The organism is Microbacterium ginsengiterrae, from assembly GCF_014205075.1.
GTDB lineage: Bacteria > Actinomycetota > Actinomycetes > Actinomycetales > Microbacteriaceae > Microbacterium > Microbacterium ginsengiterrae.
Genome location: NZ_JACHMU010000001.1, coordinates 2,064,814 through 2,087,311 on the forward strand (window position 1 = coordinate 2,064,814; position 22,498 = coordinate 2,087,311).

19 protein-coding genes and 1 riboswitch are annotated in these 22,498 nt (G+C 70.2%); of the genes, 7 read left to right on the top strand and 12 right to left on the bottom strand.

Annotation, left to right across the window (positions count from 1 at the left end; translation table 11 throughout):
• Window positions 1–12: 12 nt before the first annotated feature.
• From HD600_RS15215 to HD600_RS10100, 3 genes are all read right to left on the bottom strand, one after another.
• Window positions 13–1,473 carry a L,D-transpeptidase family protein gene (locus HD600_RS15215; protein WP_338402216.1) on the bottom strand — a complete coding sequence of 487 codons (1,461 nt, stop codon included), beginning with the start codon at window positions 1,471–1,473 and terminating at the stop codon, window positions 13–15.
• Between the two features lie 133 nt (window positions 1,474–1,606).
• Window positions 1,607–2,074: a hypothetical protein gene (locus tag HD600_RS10095; protein WP_184283420.1), complete on the bottom strand. Its 468-nt coding sequence runs from the start codon at window positions 2,072–2,074 to the stop codon at window positions 1,607–1,609.
• A gap of 117 nt (window positions 2,075–2,191) precedes the next feature.
• The gene (locus HD600_RS10100; protein ID WP_144795852.1) at window positions 2,192–2,599 is read right to left on the bottom strand and encodes a RidA family protein; all 408 of its coding nucleotides are present in this window, start codon (window positions 2,597–2,599) and stop codon (window positions 2,192–2,194) included.
• A 25-nt stretch (window positions 2,600–2,624) separates the two neighbouring features.
• Between HD600_RS10100 and HD600_RS10105 the strand changes: the two genes are divergently transcribed.
• The 5 genes from HD600_RS10105 to nagB are packed head-to-tail and all read left to right on the top strand — an operon-like array spanning window position 2,625 to window position 10,017.
• On the top strand, window positions 2,625–3,842 hold the full coding sequence (locus HD600_RS10105) for an alanine racemase (RefSeq protein ID WP_184283422.1): 1,218 nt from the start codon (window positions 2,625–2,627) through the stop codon (window positions 3,840–3,842).
• A complete protein-coding gene (locus HD600_RS10110) occupies window positions 3,833–7,081 on the top strand; it encodes a family 20 glycosylhydrolase (protein ID WP_184283424.1) in 3,249 nt (1,082 codons plus the stop codon). The genes HD600_RS10105 and HD600_RS10110 overlap by 10 nt, the downstream gene beginning before the upstream one ends.
• 5 nt (window positions 7,082–7,086) lie before the next feature.
• Window positions 7,087–8,274, top strand: a complete 1,188-nt coding sequence (locus HD600_RS10115; RefSeq protein WP_184283426.1) for an ROK family transcriptional regulator — start codon at window positions 7,087–7,089, stop codon at window positions 8,272–8,274.
• Entirely contained in the window at window positions 8,274–9,245 is a 972-nt protein-coding gene (locus HD600_RS10120; RefSeq protein WP_206705721.1) for an ROK family protein, read from the top strand. The genes HD600_RS10115 and HD600_RS10120 overlap by 1 nt, the downstream gene beginning before the upstream one ends.
• Window positions 9,238–10,017 (top strand): glucosamine-6-phosphate deaminase, encoded by a 780-nt coding sequence (nagB, locus tag HD600_RS10125; RefSeq protein WP_144795848.1) that lies wholly within the window; start codon window positions 9,238–9,240, stop codon window positions 10,015–10,017. Before HD600_RS10120 ends, nagB begins: the two co-directional genes overlap by 8 nt.
• Before the next feature lie 12 nt (window positions 10,018–10,029).
• Here nagB and HD600_RS10130 read toward each other — a convergent pair whose 3' ends face one another.
• The 6 genes from HD600_RS10130 to HD600_RS10155 form a co-directional block, all read right to left on the bottom strand.
• Complete coding sequence (locus HD600_RS10130) at window positions 10,030–10,452, bottom strand: NUDIX hydrolase (RefSeq protein ID WP_144795847.1); 423 nt, start codon at window positions 10,450–10,452, stop codon at window positions 10,030–10,032.
• Window positions 10,445–11,806: an FAD-binding oxidoreductase gene (locus HD600_RS10135; protein WP_184283428.1), complete on the bottom strand. Its 1,362-nt coding sequence runs from the start codon at window positions 11,804–11,806 to the stop codon at window positions 10,445–10,447. Before HD600_RS10135 ends, HD600_RS10130 begins: the two co-directional genes overlap by 8 nt.
• Window positions 11,803–12,174, bottom strand: coding sequence for a YrdB family protein (locus HD600_RS10140; protein ID WP_184283430.1), 372 nt, complete (start codon window positions 12,172–12,174; stop codon window positions 11,803–11,805). Before HD600_RS10140 ends, HD600_RS10135 begins: the two co-directional genes overlap by 4 nt.
• Window positions 12,175–12,183: 9 nt before the next feature.
• Window positions 12,184–14,349: a sigma-70 family RNA polymerase sigma factor gene (locus HD600_RS10145; RefSeq protein WP_184283433.1), complete on the bottom strand. Its 2,166-nt coding sequence runs from the start codon at window positions 14,347–14,349 to the stop codon at window positions 12,184–12,186.
• A 391-nt stretch (window positions 14,350–14,740) separates the two neighbouring features.
• Window positions 14,741–15,889 (bottom strand): N-acetylglucosamine-6-phosphate deacetylase, encoded by a 1,149-nt coding sequence (gene nagA / locus HD600_RS10150; protein ID WP_144795843.1) that lies wholly within the window; start codon window positions 15,887–15,889, stop codon window positions 14,741–14,743.
• Window positions 15,886–17,379, bottom strand: a complete 1,494-nt coding sequence (locus tag HD600_RS10155) for a beta-N-acetylhexosaminidase (protein WP_184283435.1) — start codon at window positions 17,377–17,379, stop codon at window positions 15,886–15,888. The genes nagA and HD600_RS10155 overlap by 4 nt, the downstream gene beginning before the upstream one ends.
• 73 nt (window positions 17,380–17,452) lie before the next feature.
• Window positions 17,453–17,537: riboswitch (ZMP/ZTP riboswitch) on the top strand.
• A gap of 40 nt (window positions 17,538–17,577) precedes the next feature.
• Here HD600_RS10155 and glyA point away from each other — a divergent pair.
• Both glyA and HD600_RS10165 read left to right on the top strand, forming a co-directional pair.
• Window positions 17,578–18,852: a serine hydroxymethyltransferase gene (gene glyA, locus HD600_RS10160; RefSeq protein ID WP_184283437.1), complete on the top strand. Its 1,275-nt coding sequence runs from the start codon at window positions 17,578–17,580 to the stop codon at window positions 18,850–18,852.
• 96 nt (window positions 18,853–18,948) lie between these two features.
• Complete coding sequence (locus HD600_RS10165; RefSeq protein WP_144795840.1) at window positions 18,949–19,836, top strand: bifunctional methylenetetrahydrofolate dehydrogenase/methenyltetrahydrofolate cyclohydrolase; 888 nt, start codon at window positions 18,949–18,951, stop codon at window positions 19,834–19,836.
• On the opposite strand, the gene HD600_RS10170 is transcribed toward HD600_RS10165, so the two are convergent.
• The 3 genes from HD600_RS10170 to xylB all read right to left on the bottom strand — a co-directional run bounded on the left by HD600_RS10170 (window position 19,837) and on the right by xylB (window position 22,498).
• Window positions 19,837–20,400, bottom strand: coding sequence for a hypothetical protein (locus tag HD600_RS10170; protein ID WP_184283439.1), 564 nt, complete (start codon window positions 20,398–20,400; stop codon window positions 19,837–19,839).
• On the bottom strand, window positions 20,397–21,116 hold the full coding sequence (locus HD600_RS10175) for a DUF6882 domain-containing protein (protein ID WP_184283441.1): 720 nt from the start codon (window positions 21,114–21,116) through the stop codon (window positions 20,397–20,399). The genes HD600_RS10170 and HD600_RS10175 overlap by 4 nt, the downstream gene beginning before the upstream one ends.
• Before the next feature lie 98 nt (window positions 21,117–21,214).
• Window positions 21,215–22,498 (bottom strand): xylulokinase, encoded by a 1,284-nt coding sequence (gene xylB / locus HD600_RS10180; RefSeq protein WP_184283443.1) that lies wholly within the window; start codon window positions 22,496–22,498, stop codon window positions 21,215–21,217.

Sequence of the window (22,498 nt, forward strand, 5' to 3'; positions counted from 1 at the left end):
CAGTGCTGGTGCTCAGTAGTGCACGTAGACGTTGGTGCCCTGGGGCGCCCACTGGTACAGCCACTGCGCGCGCCACTCCGGCATGCCGACGCAGCCGTGGCTCATGGGGGTCCCCCAATTGCTGTGCCAGTACACGCCGTGCAGCGCCTCGTCGCCGTTGAAGTACATGACCCACTTGACGTCGGGCTGGTAGTAGTTCGGCGCCTGGGTGAGGTCGGGGTTGCCCATGTTCTGGCTGGAGGTCTTCCATCCGACCTGGAACGATCCGGTGTTCGTGGCGGAGCCGCCGGCCCCGGACGACACGGCCCAGGAGTCCACGAGCGTGTCGTTCTCGAACACCGACACAGTCTGGGTCGACAGGTTGACGTCGATCTCGCGCTTGAGCGTCGTGTTCTGGAACGCGACCTCCTCGACCTCCAGGGGCTGGACGGCGTTGCCTGTTTCGAGCTGGGCGGCGAAGTCGGAGGCCAGCGTGCTCGTGTCGCCGAGCGTCCGTCCGTTCACGCCTGTCGTGATCTCCTCGAGCACGGTGCCACCGGCGTTGACGATGGCCTTGGCGTCGACCGGTTCGCGATCGACGAGCTTCGGCAGGGTGTCGACGGTGGCCTGAATGGCGTCCTCGTCGGCGACGATGCGCAGCTGACCGTCGTCGTCGACGACCTCGAGCCAGGTCGACGCGACCTCGGGTGCGATCGGCACTGTCCGCTCGTCGCCGACGTAGAACCCGATGGTCCCGAGCATGGCGTTGAGGTCCTCCGCGACTCCGGCGGCATCCGCGTCGGTCACGCTGGCCGGGGCATCGGCTGGCGCACCGGAGAAGGAGATGGTCTCGTCGCCGTCGGCCAGGGCGGCGACCATCACGTCGGTCAGCGCGTCGAGGTCCACGCCGGTGCCGGACTCGGCCGGTGTGGTGACGTAGGCGGCCTTGTCGGCGTCGAAGACCACGCCGGCGTCGACGGCATCCTCATAACTGGCCGGGACGAGGGTGCGCAGGCTGTCGTGAGCGACCTCAGGGTCGAGGGCGATCTCGCCGGGGATGGGGTCGGGCATCCATGCCGCGACGTTCCACATCGGGTGTTCGGCGAAGGCCTGGTCGGCCAGCGCCTTCGCGTCGACCGATGCGCCCAGTTCTGCACCGGTGACGGAGACGTCGCCGTCGACACCGGTGAGGGTGATCTGCATGTCCGCCAGTCGCGACTCGACGACCTCGGCGGCTGCGCCTGCGGTGAGGCCGCCGACGGGGACGCCCGCAACGGTCGTGCCGGGTGCGATGAGGATCATGGACGCCGCGCCGGCGGCGATGACGAGCGCGCCGACGCCGATGCCGACCCACATGCCGGTCCGGTGCTTCTTCGGGGCGGGTTCGCGAGGCGCCCATTCCAGCGGTCGGTCGCCGTCATGCGGCGGTACTGCATCAGTGGTAGCCGTGCTCTGCGCGGCGTCTTCACCGGGTGCGGTGACGAGGTCAGTCACGAATTCACCCCCCGTGATATCGACGTGACACGTCCTCCTATCATACGGGGCGGCAGATAACGAGGAGGCAACGTTCTGGGGACGCGAAAGCCCCGGGGATCAGGTGTTCCCCGGGGCTCTCGTGCGAGATGCGTCAGCTGCAGAGTTCCTGCAGGGCGGTGGCCGACTCGGTCATGTCGCCGGTGATGGTGCCCATGTCGGACGCCGCGTCGAGGTCCTGGTCGATGAGGACCTTCGAGAGCACGTCGCCCAGCGCGACGAAGTCCTGGTGGACCGCGGAGGTCGCCTCCTTGACCTCGACGTTGGAGACGCTGTCCGCGGCGGCGCCGAACTGATCGACGACTGCGTTGAACTGGTCGACGGTGGTCTGCGGGTCGGTGGCGCCGGAGGTGTCGATGTCCTGGGCCGCGCTGCTGGCCTCCTGCAGCTGGGGCAGGACGATCCCGCACGCCTCCTCGACGGACTGGTCGGTGGTGGTCTCCTCCGCGGGTGCGGTGTCGCCGGAGTTGTTCGCGGAGTCGTCCGACGCGCCTCCGGAGCAGGCGGTGAGTCCGAGGACGGCGACGGTGGCGATGGCGAATGCTGCGATACGACGATTCATGTGTGATTCCCTCAATGACGGCACCGCGAACGGCGGTGCGATTCTCCGGTCGGTGCCCCAGTCAAGCACAGACCGGTGAGGACCTCCGATGGGCAGAAGCACCCATCCGAGCGGGAATCAGGCCTCGACGATGGCGATCCCGTCGATCTCGACGAGCATCTCCTCGCGGGGAAGGCCGGTGAACACGGTGGTGCGCGAGGGGAGGATCCCGCTCGGGGTGTTCGCCTCGACGAAAGCGCCGTATGCGTCGTTCATCGTCGCGAAGTCCTCGCGCTTGGTGAGGTAGACGCGCAGCATGACGACGTCGTCGAAGGTCGCGCCGGAGGCCTCGACGATCGCCTTGACGTTCTCCAGCGTGCGGGTGGTCTGGGCGGCGACGTCACCGGGGAAGAGGTACTCGTTCGTCACCGGGTCGACGGGCCCCTGGCCGGACACCTGGACGAAGGGTCCCTTGCGCACGCCCTGAGAGAACGTGTGGGCGGGAGCGGGAGCGGCGTCGGTGCTGATTCGGGTCTTCGTGGTCATGGACTCAGCCTAGTAGCCTTGTTAGATGCCTCTACTAATTCCGGATCCGGTACTCGGCCCGTGGGCGAAGGCCTTCCCTGCGACGACGCACGGCCTTCGCGTGTCGGAGATCGCGGACGTCGATCTGCGGCTGTCGGAGTTCCGCACGCCGGTCATGACCGTGCATCAGGACGCCCTCGAGCACAACGAACGCACCGCGTTCGCGTGGGCGGCCTCGCTGGGCGTCGTCCTCGCGCCGCACGGGAAGACGACCATGTCGCCGGCGCTGTGGCAGCGCCTTCTCGACGCGGGAGCATGGGGCATCACCGTCGCGACGGACTGGCAGGCCTCCGTCGCGATCGAGGCGGGTGTGCGCAACGTGCTCATCGCGAACGCCGTGACCGACGTCGCCGCAGCAGCAGCCCTCGGCGGCGCGCTCGCCGCAGATCCTCGTCTGCGCATCGTGTGCTGGGCGGACTCGGTCGACACGATCACCCTGCTGGCGGACGCGCACATCGACCCCGCCCGTCCCCTCGACGTGCTCGTCGAACTCGGCGGCGCGCGCGGAAGGACAGGGGCGCGCACCCTGGAGGAGGGCGAGGCGATCGCCCAGGCGATCACCCGGGCCCCGGGACTGCGCCTGGCCGGCGTCGGGGGATATGAAGGTCCGTTCGGTCCCGACCGCAGCGCGGCCTCCGTGCAGGCCGTCGACGCATTCCTCGGCACGATCATCGGACTTCATCGCAGGCTGACGTACCCCGAGGGTGTGCGGCCGATCCTCACCGCCGGGGGGAGCTCGTTCCCGGACCGCGCCGCCGCCGTCCTCGCCCCGCTGCAGGACGAGGCGGACATCATCCTCCGCTCGGGGGCGTTCCAGATCCACGACGACGGCTTCTACAGCAGGATGTCGCCGTTCGGCCCCCTCGTCGGCACGGACCCGCTGACGTCGGCGATACACGCGTGGGCCCGAGTCGTCTCGCAGCCGGAGGAGGGGCTCGCGCTCCTGGATGCCGGTCGTCGCGACGTGCCCTTCGACCTCGACCTGCCCGTCCCGCAGTCCGTGCGCGGGGAGATCACCGCGCTCAACGACCAGCACGCGTTCCTCGCACTGGCGCAGGGCGAGGACGTGGCAGTGGGAGACGTCGTACGCCTCGGACTCTCGCACCCGTGCACGGCCTTCGACAAGTGGCGGGTGATTCCGATCATCGATGACCCCGACGCGGAGGACCCGCGGGTCGTCGGTGCGGTGGCGACATGCTTCTGAGCGCGGAACAAGCCGCCGCGGGGCGGGTGCGCGTGTACCGCGACGCGACCGTGGTCGACGGCATGGGCGCCGCCCGCTACCGCGCGGACGTCGCCGTGGAGGGCGCCCGCGTCGTCGCGATCGTCCGCCCCGGTGACGACGGCGCGCTGGAGCTGCCGCCCGGTGCCGTGGATGTGCAGGCCGCCGGTCTCGTGCTCGCGCCCGGATTCATCGACATGCATGCGCACAGCGACCTCGCCGTGCTCACCGGTGCGGACCACCGCGCGAAGATCCGGCAGGGCGTCACCACCGAGGTGATCGGGCAGGACGGGCTGGGATACGCCCCGCTGGACGATGCCTCGGCATCCGCCATTCCCGCGCAGATCGCGGGATGGAACGGCCTTCCGGCAGAGGTGCCGTGGCGCACGATGGACGATCTGCTCGCCGCGATCGACGCGGCGACGGCGGCGAACGTCGCCGTGCTCGTGCCGCAGGGCAACCTGCGGATGATGACTGTCGGACATGAGAATCGCCCGGCGACGGCGGCGGAGCTCGAGGAGATGTGCGCTCTGCTCGACGCCGCGTTGGATGCCGGCGCATTCGGCATGTCCAGCGGCCTCACCTACACCCCGGGGATGTACGCGTCGACGAAGGAGCTCGAAGCTCTCTGCCGCGTCGTCGCCGAACGAGGCGGCTACTGGGCGCCGCACACCCGCAGTTACGGCGGGGGAGCGCTGGACGCGTACCGCGAGGCGCTCGACATCGGTCGCCGCACCGGATGCGCCGTGCACCTCACGCACGCCACCATGAACTTCGTCCCCAACCGCGGTCGTGCGAGCCAGCTGCTGGCACTCGTCGACGCGGCCATCGCCGACGGCGTCGACGTGACCCTCGACACGTACCCCTATCTCCCCGGGGCGACGACGCTCGCAGCGCTGCTGCCGAGCAGACTGGCCGCCGGCGGCGATCTCATCGCGAGCCTGCGCGCGCTCGATGACGAGGGTCGCGAGACGCTCAGGGTCGAACTCGAGGAGATCGGCTGCGACGGCTTCCACGGCGAGCGTGCCGACTGGACGCAGATCGAAATCTCCGGCACGGGGGACCCCGCCCTCGGTCACCTCGTCGGCCGCACCGTCGCGCAGATCGCGGCCGCTGAGGGCCGCCGCGCCGTCGACGTCGTCCTCGACACGATCATCCGGGATGCCGGTGCCACCGGCATCCTCATGCACATCGGCGACGAGGAGAACGTCCGCGAGATCATGCGGCACGACCGTCACGCCGGTGGCAGCGACGGAATCCTCATCGGGGCCAAGCCGCACCCGCGCGGCTTCGGCGCTTTCCCGCGATTCCTCGGCCACTATGTGCGTGAGACCGGCGTGCTCGGTCTCGAGGAGGCCGTGCGGCACCTGTCCGGGACACCCGCGCGCCGGCTGGGTCTCGACCGCGGAGACGCTCCTCGTGGCGTGATCCGCGAGGGGGCGACCGCGGACCTCGTGCTGTTCGACCCCGAGACGATCGCCGCCGGAGCGACCTTCGACGATCCTCGAGCGGCGCCGATCGGCATCGTCGAGGTGCTCGTCGACGGCGTCCCTGTGGTCTCCGACGGGGACGTCACCGGTCGGACGCCCGGCCGCGCCCTGCGGATGCCGCCGCCGCCGTACCGCGCCACCGTGCCCCTGCTGGACGCCGTGATCGATGCACAGGCGGAGCCTTTCGTGCTCCGCGCGGACACGCCGGTGCACGCTCCGCAGCACCTCGCCCGGACGGCCCGGCTCCTGCAGGAGGATCTCGGTCTCGCCGACGCGGGACGACCCGAAGCGCCGGCGATCGCCCTCCGCGTGGATCCCGCTCTGGGGGAAGAGGAGCGGTTCCGCATCGACGTCGCCTCCGAGCGCATCGAGCTGGTGGGGGCGTCGCCCGTCGGTGCCTTCCGCGCCGCCATGGCGCTGCGTCAGCTGTGCGCACCGGAACGCGCCGTCGGCACCCGCATCCCGGTCGGCACCTGGCAGGGGGGACCCGCCTACCGATGGCGGGGAGCGATGCTCGACGTCGCCCGTCACTTCCGCCCGGTGGCGGACATCCGTCGCCTCATCGACGTGCTCGCCGCACATCAGCTCAACGTGCTGCACCTGCATCTCACCGACGATCAGGGATGGCGCTTCGAAGTGCCGGGTTACCCGCGCCTCACCGAGATCGGTGCACGCCGCGAGGCGACGCAGCGCGGACACGGACCGCTCGCGACCGTGGAGCCCGGCGTGCACGCGGGGTTCTACACGACAGCCGAGCTGCGCGACCTCGTCGCGTACGCCGCCGAGCGGTTCATCACGCTGGTCCCAGAGGTCGAACTCCCCGGGCACGTGCAGGCGGCGCTCGCCGCCTATCCCGAACTCGGCAACACCGACATCGGTGAGCCCATCACCTCGCCGTGGGAGCGCTTCGGGGTGAACCCGCGCGTGCTCGCGCCGACCGAGGAAGCGCTGGCGTTCGGCCGTGCCGCCATCGACGCCCTCTGCGACACGTTCGACTCGCCGTGGATCGGGATCGGCGGCGACGAAGTGCCGGTGGACGAATGGGCGCAGAGTCCGGCGGCCGCTCATCGGATGGCGGAGCTCGGACTCTCCGGCCCTGGGGACGTCCAGCCCTGGTTCACCAGACTCTTCGTCGATCACGTCCGCGCGCGCGGACGCACGGCCCTCGCGTGGGACGAGGTCCTCGAGGGAGATGTGCCGGACGGTGTGCGGATCCTCGCCTGGCGCGGACCCGTGGCGATGGCGGAGGCGCTGCGTCGCGGCATCCCCGTCATCGGATGCCCGGACCTCAGCGTCTACCTCGATTACCGCCAGTCGGAGTCGGCCGATGAACCGGTACCGGTCGGTCCTCCGCTGACCGTCGAGGGCGCATACGCGCTGGTGCTCCCTGCGGGCGTCGTCGGCGGGCAGGCGAACACGTGGACCGAGCACCTGCCCACTCGCGACAGGGTGGATTACGCGATGTTTCCGCGCCTGAGCGCCGTCGCCGAGCGCCTCTGGGCGGGCGGTGGGCCGGCCGATGTCGCAGACTTCCTCCGGCGACTTCCCACGCACCTCCGGCGCCTGGCGGCGGCCGGTGTGCAGTATCGTCAGCTTCACGGCCCGACCCCCGATCAGAGGCGGGCGGGCGTGCCCGGAAAGCCCATGAGCGTCGCAGATCGCGAGCGGATCGTCGAGCAACTCGTCGACGGTCTCCGACTTGCGCAGACCCCCGTTCGTAAGGTGTACTAACAAACATGTCCGAACCGGATGAGCCGCGGCGGGTGACCCCCGCCGGACACGTCAGCTCGCCCCCGCACGCCTTCGGGCCGGCCCGTCACCTCCGCTCGCGCGCCAAGGTGCTTCCCGAGCACGCCCGCGGACACAACAGGGCTCTCGTCCTGCAGACGCTCTACCACTCCGGCTCGATGAGCCGCGCCGACCTGTCGAGGGAGACCGGGCTCACCCGCGTGACGATCTCGGACCTCGTGGCGGAGTTCATCGCCGACGGCATCGTCGTCGAGTTGGGCGTCCGCGAGACGGTCGGACCGGGGAAGCCCCCGATCCTCATCGACATCGACCGCACGGGGCACCAGATCATCGGGCTGGACCTCTCCGACGCCGAGGTGTTCCGCGGCGCCGTCCTCAGCCTCGACGGAGACGTCATCGAGAGGCGCGAGGTCGCCCGCCCCGCCCCGTCGGACGCGGATGCCGCCTACGCCGCCGTGCAGACCCTCAGCCGCGAACTCGTCGGCGCCGCGACCGCGACGCTCCTGGGTGTCGGGGTCGGAACGCCCGGTGTCGTCCGCACGGACGGTGTCGTACTGAGCTCCCCGAACCTCGGCTGGACGGATCTTCCCCTGGAGACGCAGCTCGGGCGGGACCTCGACCTGCCGGTCCTCGTCCGCAACGACGCCAACGCCGCGGTGCTCGCCGAGTACACGTTCGGCGAGGCGCGCTCGGACTTCGTCCTCATCAAGATCGGCTTCGGTGTCGGCGCCGGTCTCATCTCCGGCAGTCAGCCGCTCGTCGGGAGCCGTTTCGCCGCGGGCGAGATCGGCCACGTCGTCGTCGGCACGGACGGCGGTCCGCGCTGCGTCTGCGGACGCGACGGCTGTCTCGAAGCCTGGCTCAGCGTCGCGCGTCTGCGCGAGGAGATCGACGCCCGTCCCGCGCAGCGCGAGGCGATCCTGCGCGACGCCGGCGCACGGATGGCGATCGCCGTCGCCCCGATCGTCACCGCGCTCGATCTGTCGGAGGTCGTCCTGTCCGGGCCCGCCGACCTGCTCGGCGGCGTGTTCATCGACTCCGCGACCGACACGCTGCGCGCGCGCACACTCGAGGGTGTCTTCGACGACGTCGTGATCCGCCTCACCCGCCAGGACGACATCGTGCTGCGCGGGACCGCGGTGATGGTGCTCTCCGGACAGTTGGGGGTCTCGTGATGCCGACCGCAGCGCAGACCTCGGACGCCGACAGACCGATCCGCATCGGACTCGACGTCGGGGGGACCAAGACGGATGCCGTCGCCGTCACCGACGGCGATGAGATCATCGGTCGCATCCGCCGCGCAACCGGCCACGGGGACGCCGCCGTGATCTCCGGCGTCGTCGACAGTGTGCGAGAGCTGCAGGCGGAGGCCGGTTTCGACCTGCGCGAGGTGCGCAGCGTCGGCGTCGGGATCCCCGGCCTCGTCGACGCCGCCCACGGGCGGGTCCTGCACGCCGTGAACCTCGGAGTCGAATCCCTCGACCTCGCCGAGGCGGTCCGCGCGAAGATCGACATCCCCGTCGCCGTCGACAACGACGTGAACGCCGCCGCACTGGGGGCCGCCGCGATCCGCGGCACCGCCCCCCGGTCATCGATGGCGTACCTGAACCTCGGCACCGGTGTCGCGGCCGGCATCGTGATGGACGGCGTGCTCTGGCGCGGCGCGCGCGGGACGGCCGGCGAGGTCGGCCACATCTCGGTGGACCCGGCTGGACGCATGTGCAGTTGCGGCCAGCGCGGCTGCATCGAGACCCTGTGCGGCGGCGGAGCGCTGGCCCGCGCGTGGGGTCGACCGGGCGCGCTGCCCGTCCGTGACATCTTCGACGCAGCGGAGGCGGGAGACACCGAAGCGCTCCTGCTCCGCGCGGACCTCGCCCGCGGCGCCGCCGCTGCAGTCCGAGTGCTCGTCCTCAGCGCCGACGTGGAGACGGTCGTCATCGGAGGCGGTCTCACCGCCCTCGGCGAACGTCTCGGCGAAGGCATCCGCAACGCCCTCATCGCGGACGCCGCCGGATCGCCCTTCCTGCGGTCGCTGCACCTCGATGAAAGAATCGAACTGCTCCCGTCCGGTTCGCCGGTGGCCGCCCTGGGCGCCGCACTGGTCGGAGCACTCACCCCCGAGAAGGAGACCGCCGTCCATGGCTGAAGTCGTCATCGTCGAGAACCCCGCCGCTGCAGGGGCTCTTGTCGCCGCAGAGATCGTGCGCCTGATCCAGCACCGCCCGGATGCCGTGCTGGGACTGGCCACCGGATCGACACCCCTTCCGGTGTACGAAGCCCTGCACTCGCGGCTCGCCGGCACCGACGTGTCGCAGGTGCGCGGATTCGCACTGGACGAGTACGTCGGCATCGACCCCGCCCACCCGGAGAGCTACCGGTCCGTCATCACCCGTGAGGTCGTCGAGCCGCTCGGACTCGACCCTGCGCTGATCCGGACCCCGAATGGCGCGACAGACGGCATCGAGCACGCCGGCGACGACTACGAGGCCGCGATCGAGGCCGCGGGCGGCGTGGACCTGCAGATCCTCGGCATCGGCACCGACGGTCACATCGGCTTCAACGAACCGGGCTCCTCGTTCGCGTCGCGCACCAGGGTGAAGACCCTCACCGAGCAGACCCGCAAGGACAACGCCCGCTTCTTCGATTCGATCGACGACGTGCCGATGCACTGCATCACGCAGGGCCTCGGGACCATCCTCCGCGCGCGCCACCTCGTGCTGCTCGCCTTCGGAGAGGGCAAGGCCCAGGCCGTCGCCCAGGCCGTGGAAGGTCCGGTCAGCGCCATGCTCCCCGGTTCCGCGATCCAGCTCCACGAGCACGTGACCGTCGTCGTGGACGAGGCAGCGGCATCCCAGCTGCAGCTGGCCGACTACTACCGGTACACCTTCGACAACAAGCCGGCCTGGCAGGGCCTCTGATCGAGCGGCGGGTCAGGCGGGTGCGCTCGGGCGAACGAGGCCCGGCCACGCGATCGGCAGCAGGTGCTCGAGGCTCAGCGGCGCGAGCTCGAGCGCGCCGATCTCCTTCGGGGTGATCCAGCGCAACTCGGCGAGCTCGGCCTGCACGGTGACGGCATCCGCGTCGATCCGGAGCGCGAACGCGTCGGCGATGACCCGGTGGCCGGGCTCGTTCGCCGCCGCTGACTCGAACCGGCCGAGGGGAGTAAGGTCCTCGACGTCGACGAGGAGACCGAGCTCCTCGTCCAGTTCGCGGGCGAGCGTCTGCGCCGGGCTCTCCGCGGGCTCCGGCTTTCCACCTGGCTGCATGAACGCGGTGGTGCCCTGTTTGCGGACGACGAGCACACGATCGGCGTCATCCGTGATCACTGCGGCGCTCACATGGATGTCAGGCACGGTCGAACACCTTCCCCGGGTTGAGGATGCCGAGCGGGTCGAACACCCGAACGATCTGACGCTGCAACTCCCACTGGTCGTCTCCCAGCTCCTCCGCCAGCCAGCGGCTCTTCAGCATCCCGATCCCATGTTCTCCGGTGAGCGTTCCACCGAGCCGGATCGCCGCACGGAAGAGGTCGTCGGCGGCGGCCCAGACCCGTTCTGGCACCTCAGGGCCCTCGAAGATGAAGTTGGGGTGCAGATTGCCGTCCCCGGCGTGGGCCACCGTCGGGATCGTCAGCCCGTAGCGTGCTTCGATCCGGGTGATCTCGTCGAACATCTCCGGTAGCGCGCTCCGCGGCACCGAGACGTCCTCGATGAGGGTGGTGCCCAGCGTCGCCATCGCCGCGTGCATGCTGCGACGGATCGCGAGGAGCCGCTCGCCCTCGGCGGCATCGCGCGTGAGGGCGACCTCGCCACCTGCGGCCTGCAGGGTCTGCGCGATGGACTCGGCCTCGGCGGCCGCTGCAGGGCCGTCGGTCCGGATCGTGAGCTGCGATGCACCAAGGAGCGGAGCGGGGAGGCCGAGATGACGGTGCACGGACGCGAGGCTCGTGGCATCCATCAGTTCCATGATCGCCGGCTGCACGCCGGAGGCGGTCACCGCCGCGGAGCCCGCCGCTGCCGCCCGGACGGAGGGGAACAACGCGGTGAGCGTGCACGTCTCGCCACGGACGAGACGTCGCAGCTTCAGGGTCGCCCCGACGACCACGCCGAGGGTGCCCTCAGAGCCGATCACGAGTGAGGTGAGGTCCAGCCCTGTCACCCCCTTCACACTGCGGTGGCCGAGGTGGAGCAGGCGGCCGTCGGCGAGGACGATGTCGACGCCGAGGACGGCATCGCGGACGACCCCGTACTTGGCGCAGAGCAGGCCGCCGGCGCCGGTGGCGATGTTCCCGCCGACCGTGGAGATGTCGCGGCTGGCCGGATCGGGCGCCCACCACACGTCTTCTTCGGCGAGACGCGCGTTCAGATCGGCGTTGAGGATGCCGGGTTCGACGACGGCGATGAGGTCGTCGCGGCGGATCTCGAGGATGCCGTCCATCCTCGCCGTCGACAGGACGATCTCGCCCGGTCCTGCGTTGGCTGCGCCGGCCAGCCCTGTCCCTGCGCCCCGCACGACCACGGGGGTGCGCGTCTCAGTCGCGATCCGCATCGTCCGCTGCACGTCGGCCGTCGTGCGGGCGTGCACGACGGCAAGAGGGCGTCCGGCCGACCGGTGGCCTGAGCGATCGGCTCGTGCGGCCTCGAGTGACTCCTCGGTGACATCGATGATGTCGCCGAGCGCCTCCTGCAGGGCCGCGACGACGGTCATTTCAGATCTCGCCGCCCGGCGAACAGGCCAGCGGCCACCGCGACGACGGCGAAGGCGATGCCCGCCCATGCCTGATCCATCGACCACCACGCCAGAGTCACACCCGCGTAGATGACGAGTTCGACGATGGCGCGGATGAAGGGATGCAGTCGCAGCACGGGTCGCGGCGAGAGGAACAGCGCCCAGGCGACCAGGACGACCAGGGGCGTGCCGATACCCAGCACGAGGTTCCACGGGAACTCCCACATCGCGAATCCCCACAGCACCAGCGACGCCAGCGCGGCGACGAGGACGACGGCCCTGATGATGTCGAGCGGGGTGATGTTCGGGCGGTTCACACCGGGGACGGTGTCAGGGGCTTCGGACATGCTCCCAGTCTATTCGGCGGGTGCGGAGTCCTCTGCCGTGGCGCCCTCGGCATCCGTTTGCTCAGGAGTGGACTCGGTGGCCGGGGTCTCGGCCTCTGCGGGCGGCTCTGTCGTTGCGGGCTCGGCCTGCTCTGTCGTTGCGGGCGCGACGGGCGCCGGTTCCGCTGCCGCCGGCTCGGCCGGTGCGGGCTCCTGGGCGGCTGATTCGTCGGGAGCAGGCTCGGCGACCGTCGCGGGCTCAACCGGCGCATCCGGGGACGCAGGTGCTTCTGTCGTCCTCGCGGCGGGGGTCTGCTCCTCCGCCGATGCCGTGGTCTGCGTGTCGCAGGCGGGTGCGAAGGGGATGGCCTGTACCGTCACACCGAGCTCGCGGAGCGTCGTCGAGGCGGTGAGACCGGCTCCGATGTCGACGTAGTCGAAGTCGACCGACGCATTGCGGAGGATCTGCCACAGCGTCGGTTTCAGCGTGGCGGTGCCCTGTCCGTCGTCGTTGAGGAGCGCCGACCTCGTCCCGCTTGTGCTCGGCCCGATGCGCGGCTGTACCTGAGCGTCTGCGACTCCCTGTAACTGGACGGACACCACCGTCTCGAGCGCCGTATTCATACAGAGTGAACTGCCCAGGACCGTGACCGGCTCCGTCGGTCCCGCCGGGTCCGTGGGATCAGTCGGGTCCGTGGGATCCGTCGGGTCGGTCGGATCCGTCGGGTCGGTCGGATCCGTCGGGTCGGTCGGATCCGTCGGGTCCGTGGGATCGGTCGGTTCCGTCGGGTCGGTTGGGTCGGTCGGGTCGGTCGGGTCGGTGGGATCCGCCGGGTCCGTGGGCGTCACCGGTGGCGCGACCGGTGGCTCGGACGGGCCGGTGTGGTCGCTGCCCTCACCGGCTGGTGTGTCGTTCGTCGAGGAATCCGTTGAGGACGACGACAGCGGCGCGTCCTCTTCTTCGACGGGTGGCGCGGGATCTGGCGTCGGTTCGACGGCGTCCTTCTTGTCAGGAGCGTCATCCGCGACCTCGAGCAGGAGCTTCTCGTCGGATTCGATCGTGCTGTCCGGCGACACCTCGGAGGAGATCGCAGAACTGTCGCTGTCACCGGCGCTGGGAAGCGAGGTCACGGGGCTCGCATCGATGAGGCCGGGAACGATCGTCGCCGCTGCGACGACGCCGGCGACGACAAGAGCCGCGGATCCTGCTCCGACGAGAGCACCGATGCCGGTGATCGCGCCGCCGGGTGCGCTTACGGCGCCTGCCGAACCGCTGGCGGCCGATCCGCCGTCCGTGCCGACAGGAAGCCCCGACGCGGGGGCGGCGCCGACGACGACGCCACCGGCGATGACGTCTGACGGCATGGCCGCGATCGCGATCGCCGGTACCTCGCCGCTCTGCAGGAGCGCCGTGTAGCCGGCGGCGCCGGACACTCCGAGCACGAGCGGGAGCAGGACGAGCGCGAGCCGACTGGAGACGTCGTTCGCCTCGCCGGCGACGATGAGGCAGCGGGCACAGCCATCGAGATGCGCGTCGACCCGCTTGCGATCGCGGGTGCTGAGATTGCCGCGCGAGTACGCGCCGAGGTGTTCGATCGTCCAATGGCACTCGGAGTCAGCGGCCGTGCTCCGCAGATGTGCCTGGATCCAGCCCTCGCGCAGTCCCTCACGGGCACGGAAGGCCAGCTGCGACACCGCGCCGGCCTTCATGCCGAGCAGCGGCGCGACTTCGGACGGCTTCATCTGCTCGATCTCGGTGTACCAGAGCACTTCCTGCCAGCGCGTCGGCAGACTCCGGAACGCCTGGGCGGTCAGCCCTCGGTCAAGCACGTCGTTCGCGGCCTGCTCGGTCGAATCCGGGGCGGGGACGGTCTCGAGTTCGTCCATCGCGGTCTCGCGACGGGATCTGCCCCACGCCGCCGCGGTGTTGCGGATGCTCGTGAACAGGTAGGCGCGGAAGGAGCCGTTCGGGCCCCCGCCCTTGAGGATCGCCTGATAGATGCGGGTGTACGACTCCTGGACGAGATCATCCGGGTCGATGCTCGAGGTGATGGAGCGCGCCACGGCGATGCCGGACGGATAGTGGCGTCGCCACAGTTCGCCGAATGCGTCGCCGTCACCCGAGCGGGTGCGGAGGATCAGGTCGGCGTCGGCCGCCGTCCCTGTCTCGTGAGATTCGTGGTTCTGCACAGTCATCCATCGTTCGTGGGGCGTTTCGTATGCCTCACATGAAGAGACGCGTAGACGGGTCGTTCGTCACGCGCCCGAGCCATTCTTCCTCGAAACTCTCAGGGAGGCCAGCCCTGTGGACAACTCGCAGCGGGTTCTTCACGGACATCGAGGGGACTCTCAGAAGTTTTCGGCGAATCGCGTAATGAACCGGCCCGAGCGTCGTCTCATCAGTCAGAGACAGCGGGAAGAGTTCACCGGGGGGCGGATTCTTCCCGTGCCGGCGGGGGGAAATCGCGCTGGTCGGGCTGGGCTCGGGTTCCTCGGGGGAGGAGAGGCCGAGCCCACCCGCTCTCATTCACGGAGGGGGAGTGGGCCGCCGCTGGGGACGGCGGCCCCACGTCTCCGATGCGGCGGATCAGTGCACCCGTGCTCCGGTCTGCACCCACCTCACCTGGAGGTCGGCGTCCAGAAGGACCGCATCGCCGAGAGCGCCGGTCGTCAACGTGCCCAACCGGCCGCCCAGACCGATCGCGGCCGCAGGGGTGGCGGTGAGCGCTCGTACGGCCTCCGCGATCGGGACGCCCGCCTGCACCGCGCGTACGAGCGCGACGTCCTGGGTGAGAGTCGACCCTGCGATGGAGCCGGTGTCGACGGTACGTGCGATGCCGTTCTCGACGGTCACCTTCACCGCGCCGAGGTCGTAACTTCCGTCGGCGCTCCCCGCGGCCGCCATGGCGTCGGTCACGAGGGCGACCCGTCCTGGCGCCGAGGTGAACAGGAGACGGATGACAGCGGGATCCAGATGCACGTTGTCGGCGATCCCCTCCAGCACCACGCGGTGGTCGGCAGCGGCCGCGAGCACGGGGCCCGGCGCGCGATGGTGGATCCCCGGCATCGCGTTGAACGCGTGAGTGAGGATCGACGCCCCCGCATCGAAGGCGGCGGTCGCCATCGCGGCATCGGCATCGGTGTGCCCGACAGCCGCAGCGGCGCCGGAGGCGACGATCAGACGGATGGCCTCAAGCCCACCGGGGAGCTCCGGCGCGATGGTCACCTGCCGGACGGTTCCGCGTCCGGCCTCGAGCAGCCGCCGGACGTCGTCGGCAACGGGATCCCGGAGCAACGAGGGTTCGTGCGCGCCGTGGTGTCCCGGGTCGAGGAACGGCCCTTCCAGGTGGGAACCGAGGATGTCGTGTTCGCTCTCGGTGAGGTCGGCGATCTCGGCGACCCGGCGGACGAGATCGTCGACCGGTGCGGTGACGAGCGAGACGACGGCGCGTGTGGTGCCGTGCTCCCTGTGCATCGCCCGCGCGGTGCGGATCGCGTCCGCGCCGTCATCGAAGGATGCTCCCGCGCCGCCGTGGCCGTGGATGTCGATGAAACCGGGCACGAGGATCGCGCCGGTGCCGGCGAGCTCCGTCGCGTCGATGACCTCGTCCGCCTCAGGCCAGTCGGAACCGGAACCGGTCGAGGCGACCAGCCCGTCCTCGAACCGGACCCAGGCATCCGGGGTCTGCTCCCCGTCGGTGATGAGGTGTGCGGAGTGGATCAGCCGGCTGGTCATCGTGCGCTCCAATCGATCTCGGCCGGGCGGTGGCCACCCCAGCCCGCGGCATCCCAGATCCCGCCGAGTGATCCGACCCGGGTGCGGAAGGCATCCCAGTCGCGGCCGCGAGGAGACCACGCCACTTCGGCGATGGCGGCGAGGCGGGGGAAGAGGAGCTGATCGATGTCCTCGAGGGTCTCGATCGTCTCGGACCAGAGCGGGGATTCGACGCCGGCGATCGCCTCGACGGGCAGCCCGTCGACGATGTCCTCCGGCTCCCACGTGTAGGCGGTCTCCAGATCGATCAGCGCCGCCCATGCCAGTCCGAGCGGGAAGTCTGCGTCGTACTTCTGGTCGAGATAGGCGGTGTTCGACGGCGACATGATGACGGATCCACCCCGTTCGGCGAACCGCCGTGCCTCGTCCGCGTGGGTGCCGGCGGGGGCGGTGCTGCCCCAGTACTGGCCGATCGTTCCCTCGGCGACCTGCGCCGATCCGGCCTCGTGCCAGGTGATCGGCGTCTTGCCGAGCTCGATGGTGAGGGCGGTGACGCGCTCGATGAAGGCGTCGAACTCGTCCTGCGGCGTTCCCAGGCACTCATCACCGCCGACGTGCAGGTACGGCCCGGGAGTGAGCTCGGCGACCCCGGTGAGCACGTCGCGCACGAACTCCCACGTCGCCTCGTCACGGATCTTCACGGAGGAGTGCCCGACGCCCCAACCGGTGTAGGGCTCACCGGCGACCGGGAGGTCCTGCCCGAGGGACTCGGCCTGCGCGAGCAGACCGTCGTTCATGACCGGCGCCTCCACGAGTTCGGGGTATGCGAGTCCGATCGCGTGCGTGTGGCCGGGCAGATCGATCTCGGGGACGACCGTCATGCGGTGCGCCGCGGCATAGCGGACGATCTCGCGGAAGTCGTCCTTCGTGTAGAAGCCGCCGGGGCGTCCGAAGACCGCCGTCGTCGCCCCGCGCTCGGTCAGCAACGGACGACTGTCGATGTGCAGCCGCCAGCCCTGGTCGTCGGTCAGGTGGAGGTGGAGCCGGTTGAACTTCAGCGAGGACGCCCGGTCGATCACGGCCTTGACAGTGTCGACGGGGAGGAACGTGCGAGCGGCGTCCACCATGACGCCGCGGTACGAGTAGCGAGGGGCGTCGGCGATCTCGACGGCGGGCACGGTCCAGCCGTCGTCCTCGACGAGCAGCTGACGCAGGGTCTGGATGCCGTAGAAGAGACCGGCCTCTGCGCCCTCGATCCGGACGGTGTCCCCGACGCGGAGGGTGTAGTCCTCGCCCTGGCGGGCGGTCCGGCGTACGACGATGTCGCCGGGTTCCGCGTTGCCCGCGACCACGGACGGACGCAGCCCGGTGCGGTCGGCCAGCATGTCGGCGAGGACGGATGCCGCGGCATCCGCCTCGTTCTCCACGACGATGCGCGTCGTCCCGGTCAGGGCCAGCACCCCCGGAGACTCGGTGACGGAAGCAGGCTGGGGCACAAGCGGCAAGACCATGAACAAAACCTACCCTGCACCGTCGGACCGTGTCAGATCGTTCCACCGCGACCGGCGAGGGGTTCCGCTATGCTCTAAGGGTCGCGACTGGCGTCTGGGTGGGTCACCACCGGGGAGCGACCGTTACGGAATTTCGACCGCGCGCCTGGGCCGATGACATCCACTGGTGACATCCATTCCGCAACGAAAGAGGACGACATGACCGATCCGTACTTCAACGCACCGCTCTCCGAGGTCGACCCGGAGATCGCCGAGGTCCTGGACCGCGAGCTCAACCGCCAGCGCACGTTCCTCGAGATGATCGCATCCGAGAACTTCGTGCCGGTCTCGGTGCTGCAGTCGCAGGGCTCCGTGCTCACCAACAAGTACGCCGAGGGCTACCCCGGACGCCGCTACTACGGCGGCTGCGAAGAGGTCGACGTCGCCGAGTCGCTCGCGATCGAGCGCGTCAAGGCGCTCTTCGGCGCCGAGTTCGCCAACGTCCAGCCGCACTCCGGTGCCACGGCCAACGCCGCCGTCATGCACGCCATCGCCCGCCCCGGCGACACGCTGCTCGGGCTCTCGCTCGACCACGGCGGTCACCTCACCCACGGCATGAAGATCAACTTCTCCGGTCGGCTGTATGACATCGTCGCGTACGGCGTCGACCCGGAGACCTCGCTCGTCGACATGGACGAGGTGCGTCGGCTCGCCCTCGAGCACAAGCCCAAGGTGATCGTCGCCGGCTGGTCCGCGTACCCGCGTCAGCTGGACTTCGCGAAGTTCCGCGAGATCGCCGACGAGGTCGGGGCGTACCTGTGGGTCGACATGGCGCACTTCGCCGGACTCGTCGCCGCAGGCCTTCACCCGAACCCGGTCCCGCACGCGCACGTCGTCTCCTCGACGGTGCACAAGACGATCGGCGGCCCCCGCTCGGGCTTCATCCTCTCCAACGACCCCGACGTCGCGAAGAAGATCAACTCCGCGGTCTTCCCGGGCCAGCAGGGCGGTCCGCTCATGCACGTCATCGCGGCGAAGGCCACGGCGTTCAAGCTCGCAGGCACCCCGGAGTTCAAGGAGCGCCAGCAGCGCACGCTCAGCGGCGCGAGCATCCTCGCAGACCGCCTCACCCAGCAGGACGTGAAGGACGCCGGCATCGCCGTGCGCTCCGGCGGCACCGATGTGCACCTCGTTCTTGTCGATCTGCGCGACGCGGCGATCGACGGCAAGCAGGCGGAGGACCTGCTGCACGACATCCACATCACGGTCAACCGCAACGCGGTTCCCAACGACCCTCGTCCGCCGATGGTCACCTCCGGACTCCGCATCGGCACCGCGGCGCTCGCCACGCGGGGCTTCGGTGACGCCGAGTTCACCGAGGTCGCCGACATCATCGCCCTTGCGCTTCTGCCCGGTGCCGACGTCGAGGCGCTCAAGGCCCGCGTCGACGCCCTCGCCGGCGCATTCCCGCTGTACCCCGACCTGCAGCAGTAAGCGGCATCCCGCGCGAGAAACCATGTTCGGTGTGACACACCACGCCGCACGTGGTTTCTCGCGCAGGGACTGGTTTCTCGACGAAAGGACCCCGACATGACCGCGCAGGTACTGGACGGTAAGGCCGCAGCAGCGGCGATCAAGAGTGAACTCACCGAGCGCGTCGCGGCGCTGCGCGCTCAGGGCATCGTCCCCGGCATCGCCACGGTGCTCGTCGGCGCCGACCCCGCATCGCAGCTGTACGTGGGCATGAAGCACCGCCAGTCAGAGGCGATCGGCATGAACTCCATCCAGCGCGAGCTCCCGGCGGATGCCACGCAGGAGGAGGTCGACGCACTGATCGACGAGCTCAACGCCGACCCGGACTGCCACGGGTACATCGTCCAGCTGCCGCTGCCGAAGCACATCGACACCGACCGGGTTCTCGAGCGCATCGACCCGGCCAAGGACGCCGATGGCCTCCACCCCACGAACCTCGGGCGTCTCGTGCTCAACGTCAACGCCCCGATCCACACGCCGCTGCCCTGCACGCCCCGCGGCGTCATCGAGCTGCTGCTGCGCAACGGCTACGACCTGAAGGGCAAGCACGTCGTCGTCGTCGGACGAGGGGTCACCATCGGGCGTTCGATCGGACTGCTGTTGACGCGCCGTGACCTCAACGCGACCGTCACCCTCACCCACACGGGGACCGTGGACATGCCGAAGTACCTCCGCGAGGCCGACGTGATCGTCGCCGCCGCGGGCGTCAAGCACCTCATCCGCGCCGAGGACGTCAAGCCCGGCGCCGCCGTGCTCGACGTCGGCGTCACCCGCGAGGACGACCCGGAGACGGGCAAGAGCAAGGTGTTCGGCGACGTGCACCCCGATGTCGCCGAGGTCGCGGGCTACCTGTCCCCGAACCCGGGAGGCGTGGGGCCGATGACCGTCGCGCTGCTCATGACGAACGTCGTCGAGGCCGCGGAGCGCCTCGCCGCAGCGCGCTGATCACAGCTCGTCGAGCATCCGGCGCTGTTCGGGCGTCAGCCCGTCGTCGAGCTCGTCCCGTCCGATCCTCGTCGCGGGCGTCTCAGGCGACGGTGTCGAGGAGGGCTGAGCGGATGCCGCCGCGTCCCTCCGCGTGATCCTCGACGACAACGATCCGATCACCTCGCCGGTCTTCGCTTCGAGGCGGTCGTCGATCTGGTCGTAGATCACCCATGCGAGCAGCAGGTACAGCGGGGGGAGGATGTACCCCCAGAACCAGCCGCTCACGCCGACGCTGCTGAGCAGCACGGTCAGCACCCACACGATCAGCTCGACGACGAACACGAGCGCGTACTGCACGAGCTTCTCGCCGAGCCTCGAGCGCGTGCCGGCGGATTTCGCGGCTGCACTGCGGAAGCCCTTCAGCAGCAGCGGCTTCAGTGCGAGCGTGGCGAGTGTGAGCACGACGGCCGCCCACAGTGCGTGCCAGCCGACGCTGACGCTGCGCATGAGCAGTCCGATCAGCAGCAGGACGGCGACGTTGAAGACGTAGAGCGCGGCAGCGCGGACGAGCAGGCCCTTCATGAGCCCAGGCTGCTTCCGATGCCGATGATCCTCGCCTGGTCGTCGAACTGGAACGTCGCGGAGCCCGAGGCGTCGGACACCGTCGCGCCGGTGAAGTCGGCGTCGGTCCATTCCATGTTCCAGCCGGCGAGGCGGGCGGCGTCCCACACGGCGGACCGTGCGTCACTGAGGTCGAGGCCCGACAGGATGCGCGGGGCCTTGGTGACCGCCTCGGCGACGGTCGTCGGTGGAACAGGAGCATCGAGCAGGAAGACCGCGCGCGTGCCACCGCCGATCGGGGCGGAGTAGTACGGCGATCGTCCGGTGATCTCGACGGCGATGGCGCCGATCTGGTGCGCCGCGCCGGCGATCCAGGCGTCAAGGTCCGCTCCGGTGTCCTCGGGGAAGGGGACCTCGGACTGCGTCAGCTCCTCGAGACCGTACTGCGAGCCGTACTCGCGCAGCTGGGCCGCCACCCCCTGCGGGTCGCCCTGGGGGTGTGCCCACGCCCACAGCAGGGACCGAGGACCCGGGGCGATCGTGGCGATGAGATGCGGCCGGGTGACCATCGTGTCGGCCGGGTTCGCCGTCGAGCTGAACGTCAGCGTCCCTGCGGCCAGGTCGGCGTCCCACCGGTGCTCGCCCAGTCCGTCGACGGCGGCGGTGAGCGCGTCCTGGCGGAGGGCCGCGAAGAGAGCGGCGCGGTCGGCGAGGGGCTGAAGGGCTGCGAAGGTCATGCGATCAGTCTGACCGCAGATCCTATGTTTCCGCCACCTGCGACACGGGGAAGACCTGCCCATCCGCCGCGCGCTCCGATGGCGCGCGGCGGATGGCGTCAGTCCAGTCGGGAGGCCTGCCGGGCAGCCCCGAGCGCGACGTACTCCGCCGGTTCCGGAACCTCGACGGGAAGGCCGAGTACGAGCGGGGCGATACGTTGGACGGCTTCGGACTGCGCGCCGCCACCGATGAGCAGGGCCCGCTCGAGCGGCACATCCAGAGCCCGCAGGGCATCCATGCCGGCACCGAGCCCTCTGAGCATCCCCTCGACGGCGGCCCTGGCGAGGTTCGGGCGGGTCGTAGACGACAGCGTCATGCCGGTGAGCTCCGCCGTCGCATCCGGAAGGTTGGGGGTGCGCTCTCCCTCGAAGTAGGGGACGAGCGTGAGCCCGTCGGCCCCCGGATCCGCCTGCAGTGCGAGATCGCTCAGCTCATCGAGCGTCACGCCGAGCAGTGCGGCCGTCACGCCGAGGACGCGGGCGGCATTCAGCGTCGCGACGAGCGGGAGGAAGTTGCCCGCAGCGTCGGCGAAGCCCGCCACGGTGCCGGAGGGATCGATCACGGGCGTCGTGCTCACCGCGAACACCGTGCCCGACGTGCCGATCGAGACGATCGCGTCGCCGGGGCCGGCGTCGAGGCCGAGCGCGGCACCGGCGTTGTCGCCTGCCCCGGCGCCCACGCGACGACCGTCGGCATCCGCCACACTCTCGTGCGGGCCGAGCACGCGCGGAAGGATCGCATCGTGACCCAGTGCGGCCTCGAGGAGCTCGCGATCGTACTCGCCGTCGTTCGGATTCCAGTACCCGGTGCCGGAGGCGTCGGAGCGGTCCGTGACGAGCTCCTCGAGGACGGGGTTGTCCGGCCCGAACCCGCGCAGGCGCCACGTCAGCCAGTCGTGGGGGAGTGCGACCGCGGCGACGCGCGCGGCGTTGTCCGGCTCGGCATCCCGCAACCAGCGGAGCTTCGTGATCGTGAACGAGGCCACCGGAACGAGCCCGGTGCGCGCGGAGAGCTGCTCGGCGCCGAACTCGGCGATGAGCTCCGCCGCGGCACCCGCCGAGCGGGTGTCGTTCCACAGCAGGGCGTCGCGGATGACCCGGCCGTCGGCGTCCAGCGCGACCATGCCGTGCTGCTGTCCGCCGATGCTCCACGCGGCGATGTCGTCGAGGCCGCCCGCCTCGGCGATCGCCGCGCGGAGGGCATCCCACCACGCCTCGGGGTCGACGGACGTGCCGTCAGGGTGCGATGCGCGCCCTGTGCGCACGACGGCGCCCGTCGCGGTGTCCACCACGACGACCTTGCAGGACTGGGTCGAGCTGTCGACCCCGAGAACGAGCGGCAT

What these genes read in the sequence shown, in the direction of transcription:
- HD600_RS10095 (WP_184283420.1), bottom strand. Translation starts at nt 2,074, where the DNA reads ATGAATCGTCGTATCGCAGCATTCGCCATCGCCACCGTCGCCGTCCTC.
- HD600_RS10100 (WP_144795852.1), bottom strand. Translation starts at nt 2,599, where the DNA reads ATGACCACGAAGACCCGAATCAGCACCGACGCCGCTCCCGCTCCCGCC.
- HD600_RS10105 (WP_184283422.1), top strand. Translation starts at nt 2,625, where the DNA reads ATGCCTCTACTAATTCCGGATCCGGTACTCGGCCCGTGGGCGAAGGCC.
- HD600_RS10110 (WP_184283424.1), top strand. Translation starts at nt 3,833, where the DNA reads ATGCTTCTGAGCGCGGAACAAGCCGCCGCGGGGCGGGTGCGCGTGTAC.
- HD600_RS10115 (WP_184283426.1), top strand. Translation starts at nt 7,087, where the DNA reads ATGTCCGAACCGGATGAGCCGCGGCGGGTGACCCCCGCCGGACACGTC.
- HD600_RS10120 (WP_206705721.1), top strand. Translation starts at nt 8,274, where the DNA reads ATGCCGACCGCAGCGCAGACCTCGGACGCCGACAGACCGATCCGCATC.
- nagB (WP_144795848.1), top strand. Translation starts at nt 9,238, where the DNA reads ATGGCTGAAGTCGTCATCGTCGAGAACCCCGCCGCTGCAGGGGCTCTT.
- HD600_RS10135 (WP_184283428.1), bottom strand. Translation starts at nt 11,806, where the DNA reads ATGACCGTCGTCGCGGCCCTGCAGGAGGCGCTCGGCGACATCATCGAT.
- HD600_RS10140 (WP_184283430.1), bottom strand. Translation starts at nt 12,174, where the DNA reads ATGTCCGAAGCCCCTGACACCGTCCCCGGTGTGAACCGCCCGAACATC.
- HD600_RS10145 (WP_184283433.1), bottom strand. Translation starts at nt 14,349, where the DNA reads ATGACTGTGCAGAACCACGAATCTCACGAGACAGGGACGGCGGCCGAC.
- nagA (WP_144795843.1), bottom strand. Translation starts at nt 15,889, where the DNA reads ATGACCAGCCGGCTGATCCACTCCGCACACCTCATCACCGACGGGGAG.
- HD600_RS10155 (WP_184283435.1), bottom strand. Translation starts at nt 17,379, where the DNA reads ATGGTCTTGCCGCTTGTGCCCCAGCCTGCTTCCGTCACCGAGTCTCCG.
- glyA (WP_184283437.1), top strand. Translation starts at nt 17,578, where the DNA reads ATGACCGATCCGTACTTCAACGCACCGCTCTCCGAGGTCGACCCGGAG.
- HD600_RS10165 (WP_144795840.1), top strand. Translation starts at nt 18,949, where the DNA reads ATGACCGCGCAGGTACTGGACGGTAAGGCCGCAGCAGCGGCGATCAAG.
- HD600_RS10170 (WP_184283439.1), bottom strand. Translation starts at nt 20,400, where the DNA reads ATGAAGGGCCTGCTCGTCCGCGCTGCCGCGCTCTACGTCTTCAACGTC.
- HD600_RS10175 (WP_184283441.1), bottom strand. Translation starts at nt 21,116, where the DNA reads ATGACCTTCGCAGCCCTTCAGCCCCTCGCCGACCGCGCCGCTCTCTTC.
- xylB (WP_184283443.1), bottom strand. Translation starts at nt 22,498, where the DNA reads ATGCCGCTCGTTCTCGGGGTCGACAGCTCGACCCAGTCCTGCAAGGTC.